This is a genomic window from Pseudomonas cuatrocienegasensis, assembly GCF_900110925.1.
Taxonomy (GTDB): Bacteria; Pseudomonadota; Gammaproteobacteria; order Pseudomonadales; family Pseudomonadaceae; genus Aquipseudomonas; species Aquipseudomonas cuatrocienegasensis.
The window spans coordinates 1-14,119 of sequence record NZ_FOFP01000033.1 but is presented as its reverse complement, the minus strand read 5'-3'; the positions used below and the strand labels follow the sequence as shown (position 1 = coordinate 14,119).

The 14,119-nt window shown below is 54.5% G+C and carries 13 protein-coding genes and 1 pseudogene; 9 read left to right on the top strand and 5 right to left on the bottom strand.

Translation table 11 applies throughout. The features are described 5' to 3' along the window. The first annotated feature begins 404 nt into the window (after positions 1-404). The gene (locus tag BMW49_RS23960) at positions 405-2,072 is read left to right on the top strand and encodes a BCCT family transporter (RefSeq protein WP_069522468.1); all 1,668 of its coding nucleotides are present in this window, start codon (positions 405-407) and stop codon (positions 2,070-2,072) included. A 316-nt stretch (positions 2,073-2,388) separates the two neighbouring features. On the opposite strand, the gene BMW49_RS25750 is transcribed toward BMW49_RS23960, so the two are convergent. The 5 genes and pseudogenes from BMW49_RS25750 to BMW49_RS23940 form a co-directional block, all read right to left on the bottom strand. Beyond that, positions 2,389-3,114 (bottom strand): methyl-accepting chemotaxis protein, encoded by a 726-nt coding sequence (locus tag BMW49_RS25750; RefSeq protein WP_371850905.1) that lies wholly within the window; start codon positions 3,112-3,114, stop codon positions 2,389-2,391. 132 nt (positions 3,115-3,246) lie between these two features. After that, positions 3,247-3,660, bottom strand: a pseudogene (locus tag BMW49_RS25745) (HAMP domain-containing protein); the annotation flags it as partial. A gap of 1,221 nt (positions 3,661-4,881) precedes the next feature. Next, positions 4,882-6,024 (bottom strand): GGDEF domain-containing protein, encoded by a 1,143-nt coding sequence (locus tag BMW49_RS23950; RefSeq protein WP_069522464.1) that lies wholly within the window; start codon positions 6,022-6,024, stop codon positions 4,882-4,884. Positions 6,025-6,134: 110 nt separating this feature from the next. Beyond that, the gene (locus BMW49_RS23945; protein ID WP_083251861.1) at positions 6,135-6,797 is read right to left on the bottom strand and encodes an OmpW/AlkL family protein; all 663 of its coding nucleotides are present in this window, start codon (positions 6,795-6,797) and stop codon (positions 6,135-6,137) included. A 457-nt stretch (positions 6,798-7,254) separates the two neighbouring features. After that, positions 7,255-7,458 carry a DUF294 nucleotidyltransferase-like domain-containing protein gene (locus tag BMW49_RS23940; RefSeq protein WP_069522459.1) on the bottom strand — a complete coding sequence of 68 codons (204 nt, stop codon included), beginning with the start codon at positions 7,456-7,458 and terminating at the stop codon, positions 7,255-7,257. 443 nt (positions 7,459-7,901) lie between these two features. Here BMW49_RS23940 and BMW49_RS23935 point away from each other — a divergent pair, with 443 nt between their 5' ends. The 8 genes from BMW49_RS23935 (at position 7,902) to BMW49_RS23900 (ending at position 13,868) form a co-directional block, all read left to right on the top strand. Continuing rightward, on the top strand, positions 7,902-8,486 hold the full coding sequence (locus BMW49_RS23935; protein WP_069522456.1) for a YjfI family protein: 585 nt from the start codon (positions 7,902-7,904) through the stop codon (positions 8,484-8,486). Between the two features lie 17 nt (positions 8,487-8,503). Beyond that, positions 8,504-9,208, top strand: coding sequence for a PspA/IM30 family protein (locus BMW49_RS23930; protein ID WP_069522454.1), 705 nt, complete (start codon positions 8,504-8,506; stop codon positions 9,206-9,208). A gap of 102 nt (positions 9,209-9,310) precedes the next feature. Continuing rightward, positions 9,311-9,829 carry a rhomboid family intramembrane serine protease gene (locus tag BMW49_RS23925; protein WP_069522470.1) on the top strand — a complete coding sequence of 173 codons (519 nt, stop codon included), beginning with the start codon at positions 9,311-9,313 and terminating at the stop codon, positions 9,827-9,829. Between the two features lie 48 nt (positions 9,830-9,877). After that, positions 9,878-10,900 carry an ion channel gene (locus tag BMW49_RS23920; protein ID WP_069522452.1) on the top strand — a complete coding sequence of 341 codons (1,023 nt, stop codon included), beginning with the start codon at positions 9,878-9,880 and terminating at the stop codon, positions 10,898-10,900. Further along, entirely contained in the window at positions 10,900-11,553 is a 654-nt protein-coding gene (locus tag BMW49_RS23915; RefSeq protein WP_069522450.1) for a DUF2491 family protein, read from the top strand. The genes BMW49_RS23920 and BMW49_RS23915 overlap by 1 nt, the downstream gene beginning before the upstream one ends. Positions 11,554-11,563: 10 nt before the next feature. Continuing rightward, the gene (locus BMW49_RS23910) at positions 11,564-11,992 is read left to right on the top strand and encodes a DUF350 domain-containing protein (RefSeq protein ID WP_069522448.1); all 429 of its coding nucleotides are present in this window, start codon (positions 11,564-11,566) and stop codon (positions 11,990-11,992) included. A 22-nt stretch (positions 11,993-12,014) separates the two neighbouring features. Then, positions 12,015-12,704: a DUF1190 domain-containing protein gene (locus BMW49_RS23905; protein WP_069522446.1), complete on the top strand. Its 690-nt coding sequence runs from the start codon at positions 12,015-12,017 to the stop codon at positions 12,702-12,704. A gap of 9 nt (positions 12,705-12,713) precedes the next feature. Next, on the top strand, positions 12,714-13,868 hold the full coding sequence (locus BMW49_RS23900) for a glutathionylspermidine synthase family protein (RefSeq protein WP_069522444.1): 1,155 nt from the start codon (positions 12,714-12,716) through the stop codon (positions 13,866-13,868). Positions 13,869-14,119: the final 251 nt, after the last annotated feature.

Here is a 14,119-nt window from a genome sequence, read left to right as displayed (position 1 = left end):
GGCCCGGCCCTTCGGGTGGGGCCGCCTAGGTTGCGCGCAAAATCTCGCCATGCGTTGTTGGAGGACTTGGCAAGGGAACAACCATTCCCTGCGTCCTCCGCCTAGCGGAACGCCGCCCGGCCTGGCGAGATTTTTCGCGGCAACGCGGCTTGCGACGAAACGGGAACAGACCCTAGCGCTCATGGTGGCTCTGATACAGACAGTACGGGGGCTCCAGGGTTGCCTCTGGTGTGTAACAGGCCACTTGGCGCATGCCGGCCGATGGCATTGCGCCTGCAGGATCGGGCTCAGGCTGTTACCCTTGTCGGTTACGTCCGCAGCTCGGGCGGTAATCGCAGGGCATTGCTGCCCCTATTCACGCTTTACGCTTGTCCGCGAGTCAGAAGCATCAAGGAGTATTTCGTATGGGAAAAGACCCTTCGCATGACACGACCCCGCAGCCAGAAACAGAACGGCTAGACAGTATCCCCGCACCGAGTGGGGAGTCCAATTTGATCGATACCGACTATGTCATCGGTCAGGACAACATCAAGGGACAGTTCTCCTTCTCCCTCGATATTCACGGCAAGGTCTTCACCATCTCCGCCCTCACAGTGGTGTTGTTCGTGGTGCTGACCCTGGCATTGCAGAACCATGTCGAACCGCTGTTCACCGCCACTCGTGACTGGCTTACCCATCACATGGCGTGGTTCTTCCTCGGTGCTGCCAACATTTTCGTCCTGCTGTGTCTGGGCCTGATCGTCTCGCCCTTGGGCAAAGTGCGCCTGGGCGGCATGGATGCCAAACCGGATTATGGCTATGTCGGCTGGTTCTCCATGCTGTTTGCCGCCGGCATGGGCATTGGCCTGATGTTCTACGGTGTGGCCGAACCCATGGGGCACTTCTCTGCTGCTCTGGGCGGTATTGAAGTAGGCGCCGATGGTGTGCGCACCGACTGGGCGCCGTTGGGTGGCGCTGCCGGTGATGCCGAAGCCGCTGCCCGCCTGGGCATGGCCGCGACCATTTTCCACTGGGGCCTGCACCCTTGGGCGATCTACGCCATCGTTGCGTTGGCGCTGGCGCTGTTCTCCTTCAACAAGGGCCTGCCGCTGAGCATCCGCTCGATCTTCTACCCGCTGCTCGGTGAGCGCGTGTGGGGTTGGCCGGGGCATATCATCGACATCCTGGCGGTGTTCGCCACCCTGTTCGGCCTGGCCACCTCCCTGGGCCTGGGCGCCGAGCAAGCCGCTGCGGGCATTCAGTACCTGTTCGGTATCGAGTCCAGCGACCTGTCCAAGGTACTGCTGATCGTCGGCATCACCGCCATCGCCCTGGTGTCGGTGCTCTCCGGGCTGGAGAAGGGCGTCAAGCGCCTCTCCGAGCTGAACATGGGCCTGGCCATTCTGCTGCTGCTGTTCATCATCATCGCCGGCCCGACCCTGGCGATCATCACCGGCTTCTTCGATAACCTCGGCGCTTACCTGAGCTACCTGCCGGCCCTGGCCAACCCGGTCGGCCGTGAAGACGTCAACTTCAGCCAGGGCTGGACCGCGTTCTACTGGGCCTGGTGGATCAGCTGGTCGCCGTTCGTGGGCATGTTTATCGCCCGCGTCAGCCGTGGCCGCACCGTGCGTGAGTTTCTGATTGCTGTGTTGCTGGTACCTTCGCTGGTCTCGGTGCTGTGGATGACCGCGTTCGGCGGCACCGGTATCGGTCAAGTGGTCAGCGAAGGCTTTACCGGCGTGCAGGATGCGGCGCTGGAGCTCAAGCTGTTCGCCATGCTCGGTGAGTTGCCGCTGACCGCGATCAGCTCGTTTATCGGCATCGTGCTGGTGGTGGTGTTCTTTATCACCTCGTCGGACTCCGGCTCGCTGGTGATCGACACCATCACCGCCGGCGGCAAGGTCAACGCACCTGTGCCGCAGCGGGTGTTCTGGGTGGTGATCGAAGGCGTGATCGCCATCGCCCTGCTGCTCGGCGGCGGGCTGGGCGCCCTGCAGGCCATGGCGGTGTCCACGGGGTTGCCGTTTACCCTGGTGCTGCTGGTGGGCTGTATCGCCATCGTCAAAGGCCTGATGAGCGAACCGCGCTAAGCGCGGACCTCGGGACCTTCAAGAGCGCGCCTGCGGGCGCGCTTTTTTGTGCGCGGAATTTATCGGCTGACACCGCCCACCCGTAGGAGCGGATTTATCCGCGATGCTTTGTTTTTGGGGGTTGGCACCATCGATAACGCCATCCTGACCGGCTGGCGTGCGCTTGGCACACGTCAGCATATCTTCAGTTTCTGTGGACAAGGTTAAGCAGTAGGGCAGGGTTATAGGGAGCGTTGACTTCCAGTCCGCCTTCGGTGATGCCCCTTCTAAGTCTGGGCGGTTCTGTTGTTCTACCGCTCCGTATCTGAACTGCTGCTTACACCTTGAAGCTATCGACCTGATGACGTAGTTCCTGATACAGCCCGGTGATCTGCTGTGACTGGCTTTTTACCTGGCCGGACATTTCGCGAACCTCGTCGCTCTGTTCGCGCAGGGCGGTGAGGTTTTCGCTGATATGGTGCGAGACCTTGGCCTGTTCATCGGTGGCCAGGGCTGTCTGGCTGGCCATTTCCTGTACCCGGTCAAAGGATCTGCTTAGGGTGTCGAAGATACTGGTCATTTGGCTGATGTGTTGAGCGGTACTTTGTGCATTGTGGCGGCTGTTACGAATGGCGGTTGCAGATTCAGCCACGCTGAGTTTGAGGCGTTCAATCATGGTGTCGATTTCTTGTGTACTGGCCTGTGTGCGTGTTGCAAGGGTACGCACCTCATCGGCTACAACGGCGAAACCGCGGCCCTGTTCGCCAGCCCGTGCGGCTTCGATGGCCGCGTTGAGTGCCAGTAGGTTGGTCTGTTCTGCGATGGTTCGGATAACTGCCAATACAGAGGTGATAGCCGCCGAGCTTTGTTCGAGATCGGTCGAGCGCGTCAGCGCCAGTTCGATATCACTGACCAATTGTTCGATGGCCTGGTTGGAAAGGTTCACCGCGTTCACGCCTTGATGGGTCATCTGGCTTGAATGACTTGCTTCATCGGCTGTGCCCTTGGCCAGGTCGGCCATTTGCTGATTTGCCACATTCATCTGGGTGCCGGCACTGACCATGGAATCTGAGGCGCCGACCAGGCCTTCACTGATGCGCCCAGCCTGTTCAGAAACGGTGTTGAGTTGGCCTGTCATATCCCCCAGTGTGACTGACTGGGCCTGGATGGCGCCGATGATGTGGCGCAGTCGTTCGACAAACCCGTCGAACTCTCGAGCCAGGTCGCCCAGTTCATCCTTGGCGCTAGAATTGATGCGTTGGGTTAGGTCTCCGTCCCCTTCAGCGATTTCCCGGATCCTGCGGGTTATGTGCTGGACATTTCGGGTTAACAGCAAGGGCACGTAATAGCCAGCCAGCAGGGCAATAACGAAGGAGCCAGCAATTATCAGAATGGCCACCCGTTCATAGCGGGCAATCCGCTGTTTGACCGCCTCTTTCTGGTTGCGGGCGTAGTTGCTGACCGCTTCACCGGCCTTGTCGAGCACCTCACGAATCTCAGCAAAGCGCTGGTCTGCCAGTGCTTTAGCTTGCTGGTTGGTTGTTTGATTGTCAGCGGGTGGTGCCTCAAGCAGTGCTCGACTTTGCTGTACCCAGTCGCTGAACAGCATGTCGAACTGTTCATAGGGTTTCACCAGCTCGGGTTCGCGGATCAGGTAGCTGCGGTAGTTATGAAATCGCTGCAGAGCTTGTTGTACGTTCTCCTCGAAGAACGTACGGTTTTCAGCGATGTTGCCTGAACCTGCAGTTGCTTTCTGCAAGGCCAGGCGTGCCTGGTAAATGTCACGATCCGCATTAAGCACTTCGGAAAGTGCTTCGACGTACTGCTGCAAGTCGACATCTGCACTGGAGTCGGTCTTTTTCTGAGCGGTGTGCTGACGTAACCGTTCGCCGGCATCGTCCAGCATGCTGCGAATTGCTAGGAACTTGTCATCCTGCTGCTGCAGGTTGGCAGACTGTGCTTGATTTCCTTCGGCGCTGATATTCAGCGACTTGCTGGCGGCTATCCAGCTTTGAAAGAGCTGGTCGAAATTGGCGAAAGGTTCTATTACCTCAACGTCTTGCGCCATGAAACCGCGAAATTTCTGGAAGCGGTCGAATACTTGTTGAGCATTCTCGTCAAGCTCGGCTTGATTGTCGGCTGCGACCCCCTGTCCGCTTAGCAGGCGCTCCTGTGCGATCAGCGCCTGATAGATGTCACGGTCAGCGTTGAGTACGACGGCGACGGCCTCAAAATAGTTTTCCGCCTGGCGCCGCATGGCGTCCTGCTGGACCTGCGTCATCATCAGCATGAACAGCAGGAGCCCGCCCAGAATGAGTGCCAGCAGGGCGATCGGTGAGATCATTTGTATGCGAATTGAATGAAGGCGCATTGGAACTCCTTGTCCATACACCGGGAGTGGGAACTGCTTCAAAGCGGAGTCTAGGTAAGAGAATTGGGCTGCGCCAAAAAGAGCGAAAAAATATTTCCGGATCTCTCGCACATCGATTCAAGCTCTATAGCTCCCACGCTCCGCGTGGGCATGCAGCCAGAGACGTTCTGTGTCTCGCTAGAACGGACGCAGAGCGCCCCAAGAGAGCTTGGGAGCCATCAATCGTCAAAGGCCTGATGAGCGAACCGCGCTAAGCGCGGACCTCGCGGCCTTCAAGAGCGCGCCTTCGGGCGCGCATTTTTATGCGCGGAATTTATCTGCCGGCACCGACCAACGTGTGGAGGGATTTATCCGCGATGCTTTTGTACCGACTGCACCCTGTGCGTTAGATGCGCGTGTTGTGTTCCCTCGGGCGTATGACTTTTCTTGTACACACGTGGTGACTGTCATGTGGACATATCAGACAATCTTTGGTGTGTACTGACAGACACGGTTTCGGCCACCTTTCTTGGCGTCATAAAGGGCTTGGTCAGCACGATCAATAGCGGCGTCAAAGCCGCTCTCTTCGGCTTGTATTTCAGAAACGCCCAGGCTGATGGTGACTTTTAACGAGCTCTTATCCACCATGAATGGTTCATCTTCAATTAGACGCCTCAGGCGCTCAGCAATAATAAGGGCCTGCTGCAGGTCTGTGTTGGGAAGCACCACCAGGAATTCTTCCCCACCCCAACGCATGGCGACATCGTTATTACGCGTGATTCGATTAAAACGCATACCGACATCTTTGAGAACAATGTCGCCGCCTTCATGTCCCAATTCGTCATTGATACGCTTGAAGTGGTCGAGGTCACCGATGATAACGCTGGTGCCTTGGCTTGAGAGGTTGTTGTCGTTTATTTGATTAATGCCGCGCCGGTTTGCCAGTCCGGTCAAAGGGTCTGTCTCGGCTAATTGTTTCAACCTAAGGTTGGCACGCTCGCTCGCCATGGCGATATAGCCGAAGTAGACCAATATTGCTGTGACTTGGTCCAACAGCAGTGCCTCGTGCCCACTGGTGAGCATTTCTGGTGCCACTATCCCAGAAATCAGCCCAAGCGCTGGCGTCAGCAAAACAAGACAATAACAGGCAAAAGCGAACGCCACGACATACTGGGAGAGCAGTCGTTCACGGGGTGGTTTTAGAATTTCATACGTTACCAACCCTGCCAGCAGCGCTGAACAAAGGTAAATAAAGGCCAGCATCACCCGTAGCGAAGCGCCAAGAGCAATGGTTGCCGTAAAAAACAGACTGGGCACCAGCGTTAGCAGCAACAGGTAAGAATAATGAGTGCGGCGGGAATGAAATAGCCTGATACCACTCCAGGAAAATACCAGGCTCGCCAGAAACAGTACGTAAATACTCCCTCTAACCAGCACAGGAATTTCTGCCTGAGCACCAAAAATAAACATCAACGATGACCCCAGGGTCGACGTCAACAGGGCCGTTATCCAATGCCACAGGTACCGCTCAGACGGTTGGCTCAGAACGGTGGCCATAAATATCACCAGAAAAGCAGCGCGGCTGACAGCGCTGGTAATATAAAGGGTGTTGGTATCGATCATGGGAAAGACTCCACATAAACGTTATTGCTAAGGTATCGTGGCTACTCTTTTTAGCAGTTCCCGGTAAAGGCTTGGCGAATAATCTGAACAACGATGACGATCATGCAAGTTTAAAATCGATAGCTTAAGCCAATTCCAGATGCCAGAGCATTTAGTTTAACTTCAGTGTCAAAAGCCTCACCGTTGGCACGATAAGTTGGGATGAGAATATAGCGTAGACTGGCACTGGCGAACCAGTTGCCACTAAGCCGATAATCGACCCCTGCATTTAGAACAACACTGTTGATATCTTCGACGTCAAAGTCAGGAATATTGTCTGCGGGTTTGACTGCACGTGTTCTAGTATGGATAAGGCCGACGCCCAAGTAGGGTTTCAGATTGGGTGTGGGGCGAAAGTGGTACTGCAGTGTCAGCCCAAGCGATAAGGTCTCAACTGAGCCAATGTCGAAATCGCCAATGGCGGAGCCAGCAATCCGATAATCGTTTTTGGCAATACCCCCTTGAAACTCGACAGCCCAGTGGTCGGTGACGAAGTAGCTGATATCCAGCCCTGGCTGAATTATCGGGGGGATATCAATCTTACCGCCGATATCTGGTACTTCCGAGCGGACATTGGTTTGCCTAATATCAAGAGCCATTACACGCACCAACCATTTCCCTTCATTTATATCGTGCGACATGGCGGCCTGTGAAACGCTAAGTAATAAGGCGCCGATAGCCAGCGGGTAAGCGCCGGGCGTTAATCGTTTGCCATTATTTGATAGTAGAGACACAGGCTTTCCTCATGATAAGTCTCTTTACTCTGCTACTCCGCGAGCCAGGCAAAAAGGAGATAAAGTCCTTATAGCGGCCTTTCGAAGTGAAAAACAGTGAGCTGGCAGATAGAGATTTTAAAGGCTTGGCTGATGCAATAGGAAATATTTCTCATTTCTCTACCCCCGATAATTATGGACCTGCTTCTAAATCACGTCGCTATGTAAACAAGGCTGTGCCTAGGTTAACGGTAGCGAGCCTTCATTTCATCTTGTAAGTCCTTGTCTCACATAGAGATGTTCTTCACGAATACGGCCGTGTCTGAAGAGCGGCACGGTAGAGTAAATGGCAAGGGTGAGATGATGTCAAAGTGATATCGTTCTTGAGTTTGAAGCTAATCCATTCAAGCCTGGGCTGTCTATCGTGTTGCTGAGCACCTGGAAAGCTTTCTTGAGGTTGTAGCGGTTCGGGCTCAATTTAGTTGTTCGGCTCGCGCTCGGCCTCAACCGCTGAGGCTTGGTGGCGGATGCGCACCAGGGAGCCCGCGGCCATCAGGCTGTAGGGCACCGGCGACGGGCCGAGTTCGGCCTCGGCCAGCTCCAGCAGGCGCTGGTTGAAGACACTGCCCAGGCCGGCGGTGGCGCTGCCAATCATGTGTGCGCTGGCCTCGTCGCGCACCATGCGCACGAAGGTCGTCCGCAGATCGGTAATAGCGCTTGCAGGTCGCTGACCTGGGTCTGGTTGAGCAGGGTGAAAGCCAGCTTGGCAGGGGGCTTCCAGGGTCTAGCGGCCTTGTAGAGCCTGATCGTCGCGCCGCTGGGCGGGGCATTGATGCTGCGGCTAGGGTTATATCAGCGGGGCTCTAGGCTGTTTGCTACTGCCCGGATGTGCGAACGGACTAAGCGCGGATCTCGCAGCGCAGCTCAGTACTGTTAACCATGGCGCATTGCAGGCATAAAAATCATCACATGTGATATTTTTATGCCTGTGGATAGGGTTATATTTATCACGTGTGAGGTTTTATGGTGTTGAACCCAATGACTGGCAGTCATAAATCTCCGGTCAAATCGAAAGCCAATAAAACCGCACCGGGTAAGGCGGTGCCCAAAACGTCTGCCTTTTACATGCGCCGCATGCGGGATGCGCTTTATGCGGCCGGTTATGTGAAGCATGAAGCCTATGTTCTCCCCGAGAACAAGCTTGTGCTCAAAGAGATGGAAAAGCGCCTTCGCCAGCCGCTCATAGCTGGCACTTTCAAGATGGAGTCCTACATGACGGCAGGGAATACTTGGAGCACCAAACGCTTATTCGATGCACTCAGCGCAGTCGATATCGATACCTTGGGTGATGTCCACATAGTCCTGATTGAGGGGGCCGAGCAGGCGATCAGGATCGAGATGAATGATTTCGGCGGCCTGCCGATTTTCATCGTGGTCGCGGGTGAGCAAATCATCGTAGACACGCTGTTGGTTGGCACCGAGGGTGTCGCTGATGAGCACGGCTTCAATGATGCTGTGCTGCGTAGTCGTGAAATGTTTCCGCTATCGAGCATTGGTATCGAAACCATGCCCAATGGCGAGTCGGCGTACAACATGTTCGGGGCGCTGAGTGCCAGCTCGACGGTGACCAACGTTGTCACTGAAATTCTGACCCTGGCTGAGAACGTTCAGCGTGCGGTTGTGGCATTCGATCAATTTTTCCGTAAGTAACGGACAAGGAAATCACTATGGATAACTCCCAATCGATCTGGGGTAAGTTGCTGACAGCATTGCGTGGCAAGTCCACAGAAATCGGCGAGGCAATTGTCGACAAGCAGGCATTGACCATCCTTGATCAGGAAATTCGTGACGCGGATGGTGCTATTCGCAGTGCCCAGCATGATTTAGCCGGCCTGATGGGCAAAGAGAAGCTGGGCGCTAAAGAACTGGATGAGTTGAAGTCGACCATCACTGATCTGGAGAGCCGAGCTCTGGCCGCGCTCAATGCTCAGCGTGAAGACCTGGCTCATGAGGTCGCTGCCCGTATTGGTGAGCTAGAGGGTCAGCTTAAGGTTAAGACCGAGGCGCATAGCCAATTGCAGGCCGGCATCGCGCGCATGCGTCAGGATATCGCTAAAGCACAGGGCCGTATTAACGGTCTGCGTACCCAGGTCGATATGGCCAAGGCTCGCGACACTGTACAGAAAGCCCAAGTAAGTGCGTCGGTGGCTAGCGGCCAGGCCAATGGGAAGCTGGAAACTGCCGTTGCCTCGCTCAATCGCCTGCAGAAGCTTCAAGATGAGCGAGCGGCTACTATGGCGGCGCACGAAGAATTGGCCGCTCAAGAGTCGGGCAGTGATCTGGATCGGCGGCTGCGTGAAGCCAACATCATTCCTGACGAAAATAGCGCCAACTCGGTTTTGGCTCGCCTGAAGGCGACTAAAACCGAGTAATGCGACAACGGGGCAGGGTAGCCTGCCCTTTTCTTCTCCTGATGGAATCATGCTTTGGCAAATGGATTAGCCTTTCGTGTTGTGACGACACTCCTTGGCGTAATGGTTGTTGCGCACCTTCTGAATATGCTCTGCGGCTACTCATTGAATGCGTTCGGGCTTCAGCCGCGAAGCATCCATGGCCTGCTCGGGATCGTATTGAGCCCCTTCTTGCACGGCTCCGTTGGCCATCTCGTCAGTAATGCATTTCCCTTTGCAGTTCTCTCCGCGCTGATCTTGACCGACGGCGTAGGTCGCTATGTGGCGGTGAGCACAGTGGTGGTCGTTATAGGCGGGTTGCTTGTGTGGAGTTTTGGCAGGGATGCCAACCATATTGGAGCAAGCGGATGGGTTTTCGGCCTTTGGGCATATTTGATTGCGCAGGCTTTTTACTCTAGAAGCTTTAAGCGTCTTTTTATTGCGCTGCTGGTGCTTTCACTCTATGGAGGGATGATTTTTGGCTTGCTGCCCCGTCACGGAGTTTCCTTTGAGTCCCACCTCTTTGGTGCACTTGCTGGATGGTTTGCGGCATGGCTTATGCGGCCCCGAGCAGACTCAGAAGCAGGTAGAGCCCATCTATAAAAAGCACCTTGCAGAGCTTCAATACCTCTCAGACGGAGATAGGGATTAATGTCTATTTTTTTGCTACTGCGCCAGATGGTATCCAGTGTTTTAGCCCGTTTTTCTTGGGCAGCGCTTGGGCTGGCCGTATTTGCTCACTTCATCATCACCTATATCGGTTTGGTGCTTGCTGGCGAACAGCATCTGATTGAGCCCGTTACTTTTTTTTATTACTACATCACTACGGCCATGACCGTGGGGTATGGCGATCTTGCGCCTCAGTCGGCGGCTGGCCGAGTGTTCGTTGCCATTTGGCTGATGGTCGGCGGCATCGCGTTGTTGACCACCGTCATCGGTAAAACCACCAACACCATTATTGAACTCTGGAGACACCAAATGAAGGGCAAGGGCAGTTTCGAAAAACACACTGACCACACCGTGCTAATCGGTTGGGAGGGTGCCAGCAGCGAAGAAATTGTAAACTTGCTCAAGCTAGATGAAACCTCCAATGACAACCTGATTGTCATTTGTGCATCCAGCATTGAAGAAAACCCTATGCCTGGACATGCCTCGTTTATTCGCGGCGAAACCCTGACGTCTCCGGCAGTCCTGGCCCGTGCGGGTGTCGCTACCGCAGAGCGAGTACTGATCCGCACCGGTTCTGATGATCAAACCCTGGCGGCAGTCTTGGCCGTACACCAGTTGCAGCCTCTCGGCCATGTGGTGGCCCACTTCAGTGACACGCACAAAGCCAATCTAGCCCGCAGCTATGCTCCGGGTCTGGAATGTACTTCAAGCATGGCTGTTGAGATGTTGGTGCGATCGTCTCAGGATCCTGGCTCCTCGGTGGTGATAAACGAACTCCTCACCGTTGGTGAGGGTGCAACACAGTATCGGGCCACCCTTGCAACAGACTACGAAGGCACGTTCGGCGAGCTGTTTAATGCCCTCAAACAGAAATACAACGCGACTGTGATTGCTTACAAAGGACCCGGTGACAGTGCTGTGATCGTCAACCCCCCGTTTGAGCAGCCAGTTCGTGGGGGCGAGTTCTACTACATCGCCAACAAGCGCATGGCAGGAGACTTTTAATGGAATTCTTCAAGCGTCTGTTTAGCCGCTCAGGTAGTCAAGGTATTCAAGTTCCTCCCATCCCAGATGGGCCGCTGGGCTTAGGCAAGGGGGTGATCGTGAATATTGATCCGGGCCTAAAGCTACTGCTTGATGGAACAAGTACCGTATCAATACCGGTCGTGCAGCAGGCGTTCGCCCAAGGGGTGATTGATCTTGGGCAGTCCAATTGGCTCACCCGGCTCTACCTTGACGATCAAGACTATTGGCTGCAGGTACATAGCACCGGAAGCCGTGATGGTCAGGTTGAAGCGCTCGTATTGTTCAACTATCAAGACAGCCAGGCTGTGCACAGTAATGCCGAACTGGCGCGGATTGCTGGCCCGCAAAGCAAGATTGGCCTTCCGACAGTTGAGCACGAGGGCAAAACGTATCAGCGGGAATGGGGCGAGTCGGATGGGCAAACCGACTTGGTCGAGTTTGTCGAGCGAGTATCCAACCCCAATGAGTCTTATGAGGTGAAACATCTTGCGATGCTATACACCCGCGATATTGGTTTGACTGGCCGCAAGGAGTTGTTGCTCTACTCGGTTGAGGAAGACCTGGAGGGTGCCGTCAGCGTGAGTACATCGCTCGGCGTCACCCTTTTTACTACTGACCTGCAAACCATCTAAGGACACAATAATGCTCGAAGCACTGCAAATGTCACTCAACGTGACGGCTGTACTGGGTTTTCTGTTTTATATCGTCAGCGCAGTCGTGCTGCTGGCTTTCTTCCAGCTCGTCTACACCCGAATTACTCCGCACAAAGAGTTCGAGTTGATTCGTGAAGGCAATACTGCTGCTGCGATTGCTCTGGCAGGTGCTGTGATCGGCTTTGCGCTACCGGTAAGTAGCGTAATTTCTCACGCGGTCAGCCTGCTTGATTTTATTGTCTGGGCACTTATTGCCGGGGTTGTTCAGCTACTGGCGTTTTTGGCGGTCAGTCTGGTGCTTAAAGGTCTTCCTGGGCGAATCCAAAAGGGTGAGGTAGCTGCAGGAATTTACGTAGCAGCTATCGCTGTCAGTGTAGGCCTGCTGAATGCAGCATGCATGACGCCAACTACCAACTGATCAGCAGCCTACGGAGGCTCTTATGAAGCGCAGTAAGTGCGTTCAACTGTCGCTGTCGGCGGCAGTGACTCTAGCCGTTACGGGTTGCCAGGCACCCGAAAAGCAGTACCAGATCAACAAAACCTTTAACTTCGACTCTGTACAGCAGTGCGTGGACCAGAAAATACCGGTTGATGTATGTTCTGATGCCTTCATGACCGCAATAGCCGAACACCGTCGAATCGCACCGACATATGCGAGTCGTGCTGAATGTGATTCTGACTTTGTGGAGAATTATTGCAAAGTTGATTCGCGTGGCATGTACACACCACCGATGGGCGGCTTTCAGCTTTCAGCAGAAGGCCAGGTATCTGAGTCGCAATTGGCGCAGTCTCAGGCTACCTCGGGCACTGGTACCTCTGCAGGCAGCGGATTGAATAACGTCGTAATGGGCATGCTGATCGGCAATATGCTTTCCAGCAGTGGCGGGCGTTACTACTCAGAGCCGGTCTATCGCTACCGTGAAGATCGTGGCGACTACTATGGCACCTCGACACTCGCAACACGGATCCGCTCAGGCACTACCTTCAAGAACTCCACGCAGGCTAAAAGTGGTTCGGGATATTCATCCATCATCACTAAACCGATTGCCGTGAAATCGACCACTTCGCGTGGTGGCTTCGGCAGCCAAGCCTCGGCTCGCAGTGGTTGGGGTAGCAGCTTCGGCGGCTAAGGAGCAGAGATGAAACGAGTCGCGGTCAACGAACGTCCGAACTGGCAAGCGCGTGCTGAAGGCTTCGGCTTCAAGTTCCATACCATTGATGGGGAGCGTTATTGGGATGAGCGAGCGTATTACCAGCTCAGCCTATCCCAGGTAGAGAATGACCTTGAAGACCCGACCAACGAGATTCACCAAATGTGCATGGATCTGGTGTCTCGTGTGGTCGATAGCGAGGAGCTACTCGGCAAGTTGAGTATTCCTGCTGCGTACTTTGATCCGATTCGTGAGTCTTGGAAGGAGGGTCATCCCCATTTATATGGACGTATGGACTTCTCTTACAATGGAACCGGGCCTGCTAAGTTGCTTGAACTCAACTATGACACGCCCACCAGTCTTTATGAGTGTTCAGCCCAGCAGTGGGATTGGCTGGAGCAATGCATACAGTTTGGCATGCTTCCCGCGCACGCCGACCAGTTCAACAGCATTGAAGACCAACTAACCCAAGCCTTTAGCGATCTGCAGATTACCAAACCGTTCTACTTCGCCTCAATCACCGGTTCTGAAGAGGACAAGGGCACCACCGACTATTTCCGCTCAATTGCCGAGAAGGTGGGTATTCAGACACAACATATTTATCTGGAAGACATCGGCCTCAATGGTTCGCGCTTCGTCGATCTGAATGATGAATGGATTCCCCATCTGTTCAAACTGCATGCTTGGGAATTCATCATGCATGAAGAATTTGGCCCCAAGATCGCAGCGTGTGATACGCAGTTCTTTGAGCCAATCTGGAAGTCCATCCTCTCTAACAAAGGTGCCCTGCCCCTTTTATGGGAAATGAACAGGGGGCATCCGAATCTGTTGGAGTCTTTCGTCGACGCTGATGCCACTCAAGCTGTGCCCCCCGGCTGGGTACGAAAACCTTTCTTCTCGCGCGAAGGCGCCAACATAGAGCTGCATACCGCTGACGCCCAACAGGTGAAAGTGGATGGCCCCTACACCGATGCCCCCTACATCCTGCAGCAGTGTGCTCCCTTACCCAAGTATGGCGATAGTTACACGTTGGTCGGCTCTTGGGTTATTGGTGATAACGCTGCGGGTATTGGTATTCGAGAAGATGATTCGCTCGTGACGAAGGATACCAGTCGCTTTCTGCCGCATATTATTCTGGACTGAGTAACCCCAGACATTAGCGCGTCTGAGACAGCCACCCACAAAATGCACTGTTGACCACAGTGCAAGGGCGTATTAGGAAATTAGCCTGAGCCCGCGGCGAACTTAATAGCAGCGGGCTCAGGCGCTTTTGTCTTGCAAGAGAAAATCCTGCCGATGCTGTAGTGGTCTAATTTCCCCGGACACCTCGATAGGTGGAAAATACATCTATCGAGGAGTTTGCCCATGTCCCAAAAACGCAGAACATTCGATGA

What these genes read in the sequence shown, in the direction of transcription:
- BMW49_RS23960 (WP_069522468.1), top strand. Translation starts at nt 405, where the DNA reads ATGGGAAAAGACCCTTCGCATGACACGACCCCGCAGCCAGAAACAGAA.
- BMW49_RS25750 (WP_371850905.1), bottom strand. Translation starts at nt 3,114, where the DNA reads ATGGTCAGTGCCGGCACCCAGATGAATGTGGCAAATCAGCAAATGGCC.
- BMW49_RS23950 (WP_069522464.1), bottom strand. Translation starts at nt 6,024, where the DNA reads ATGATCGATACCAACACCCTTTATATTACCAGCGCTGTCAGCCGCGCT.
- BMW49_RS23940 (WP_069522459.1), bottom strand. Translation starts at nt 7,458, where the DNA reads ATGGTGCGCGACGAGGCCAGCGCACACATGATTGGCAGCGCCACCGCC.
- BMW49_RS23935 (WP_069522456.1), top strand. Translation starts at nt 7,902, where the DNA reads ATGCGCCGCATGCGGGATGCGCTTTATGCGGCCGGTTATGTGAAGCAT.
- BMW49_RS23930 (WP_069522454.1), top strand. Translation starts at nt 8,504, where the DNA reads ATGGATAACTCCCAATCGATCTGGGGTAAGTTGCTGACAGCATTGCGT.
- BMW49_RS23925 (WP_069522470.1), top strand. Translation starts at nt 9,311, where the DNA reads ATGGTTGTTGCGCACCTTCTGAATATGCTCTGCGGCTACTCATTGAAT.
- BMW49_RS23920 (WP_069522452.1), top strand. Translation starts at nt 9,878, where the DNA reads ATGTCTATTTTTTTGCTACTGCGCCAGATGGTATCCAGTGTTTTAGCC.
- BMW49_RS23915 (WP_069522450.1), top strand. Translation starts at nt 10,900, where the DNA reads ATGGAATTCTTCAAGCGTCTGTTTAGCCGCTCAGGTAGTCAAGGTATT.
- BMW49_RS23910 (WP_069522448.1), top strand. Translation starts at nt 11,564, where the DNA reads ATGCTCGAAGCACTGCAAATGTCACTCAACGTGACGGCTGTACTGGGT.
- BMW49_RS23905 (WP_069522446.1), top strand. Translation starts at nt 12,015, where the DNA reads ATGAAGCGCAGTAAGTGCGTTCAACTGTCGCTGTCGGCGGCAGTGACT.
- BMW49_RS23900 (WP_069522444.1), top strand. Translation starts at nt 12,714, where the DNA reads ATGAAACGAGTCGCGGTCAACGAACGTCCGAACTGGCAAGCGCGTGCT.